A 1,702-nucleotide genomic window follows, 5' to 3' on the forward strand; every position below is an offset into this window, starting at 1 on the left:
CCCTCTCTGTCAAAGTGTGTCAAGTCAGGCATACTGGATGATTCATTGAGTCGAGGGCGGAGAAGGAGTAGTGCCCCAGGTGGCCAGCACCAACGACCACGGGACCCCTGATCCGCAGGTAGAACCCCGTTCGACCGGACCACGCCGGTACTCGGCGGAGTACAAGGCGAGGATCCTGGCCGAGTACGAGACGCTCGACCGGCAGGGCAAGGGAGCCCTGCTCCGCCGCGAGGGCCTGTACTCGTCACTGCTCACGAACTGGCGGGAGCGACGGGACCGGGGGGCGAAGTCGGCGCTCGCCGCGCCGGCGGGCCGGCCGAAGGCCGACCCGCGGGACAAGGAGATCGCCCGGCTCAAGGCCGAGAACGCCCGGCTGGAGACCGAGCTGGGCAAGGCCCGCACCGTCATCGAGGTGCAGGGAAAACTCTCCGCGCTGCTCGACCAACTCGCCACGGACAGCGTGATGAAGAACGGCGAGAGCACGTGACCATCCCGACGGACACGGACACGGACACGGACACGGACACGGACACGGACACGGACACGGACACGGACACGGACACGGACACGGACACGGACACGGACACGGCTGTGGCGGGGCTGGATCCGATGGCGGGCACCGTCTTCGAGGACGCCCGCGCCCAGGCTCTGGACGACCTCGCGGACGTGGTCGGCCGGGTCAAGGCGTGCACCGCGCTCGGGGTGAGCAGGGCCACCTACTACCGCCATCACCGCAAGTCCCCGCCGCCTGCCCGTCCACCCCGGCGGGAGCGGCGACGCCACCCGCGCGCGCTCGTTCCGGCGGAGGAGGCGCGGGTCTTGGAGGTGCTCCGCTCGGAAGAGTTCGTCGACATGGCACCGGGCGAGATCTACGCGGTCCTGCTGGACCGGGGCATCTACCTGTGCTCGGAGTCGACGATGTACCGGATCCTGCGCCGGCACAGCGAGGTCCGCGAACGGCGCCGACAGGCCACCCACCCGCCGCGCAAGAAACCCGAACTCGTCGCCGAGGCCCCGAACCGGGTGTGGTCGTGGGACATCACCAAACTGAAGGGGCCGGTCAAGGGCAGCTACTACTGCCTCTACACGATCATCGACGTCTACAGCCGCTACACCGCCGGCTGGATGCTCGCCACCTCGGAGAACAAGGAACTGGCCGAGCAGTTCCTCTCCTCCACGATCGCCAAGTACGAAGTGGAACACGGGCAGTTGACGATGCACTCCGACCGCGGATCACCCATGGTCGCCGAGAACGTCGCCCAGATGATGAGCAACCTCGGCGTCACCAAGTCGCACTCGCGCCCGAAAACGAGCAACGACAACCCCTACTCGGAGAGCCAGTACAAGACCCTCAAATACCGGCATGACTTCCCCGACCGGTTCGGCTGCATCGAGGACGCCAAAACGTGGTGCGAGCGGTTCTTCGACTGGTACAACCTGGAGCACCGCCACTCCGGGATAGCCATGCACACCCCATTCGACGTGCACTTCGGCCTCGCCGGGCAGCTGCGCGAGATGCGCGCCGACATCCTCGCCAGTGTCTACGAGAAGCATCCCGAACGCTTCGTCCGCAAGGCCCCCGAACCCCCGAAGCTCCCGGCGGCCGCCTGGATCAACAAGCCCGACGAGCACAGACCCGACGACCAAACGATCCCGACACAGCGATAGAACACTTCACCTGCCTTGATCACGTTGACAGGTT

The 1,702-nt window shown here is 66.5% G+C and carries 2 protein-coding genes; both read left to right on the forward strand.

All coding sequences use genetic code 11. The features are described 5' to 3' along the window. Positions 1-79 precede the first annotated feature (79 nt). The gene (locus ACIBK6_RS42460) at positions 80-487 is read left to right on the forward strand and encodes a transposase (protein WP_399058846.1); all 408 of its coding nucleotides are present in this window, start codon (positions 80-82) and stop codon (positions 485-487) included. Positions 488-609: 122 nt separating this feature from the next. Continuing rightward, the gene (locus ACIBK6_RS42465; protein WP_399058848.1) at positions 610-1,668 is read left to right on the forward strand and encodes an IS3 family transposase; all 1,059 of its coding nucleotides are present in this window, start codon (positions 610-612) and stop codon (positions 1,666-1,668) included. Positions 1,669-1,702 lie beyond the last annotated feature (34 nt).

The organism is Streptomyces sp. NPDC050485 (genome assembly GCF_044458185.1).
Classification (GTDB): Bacteria; Actinomycetota; Actinomycetes; order Streptomycetales; family Streptomycetaceae; genus Streptomyces.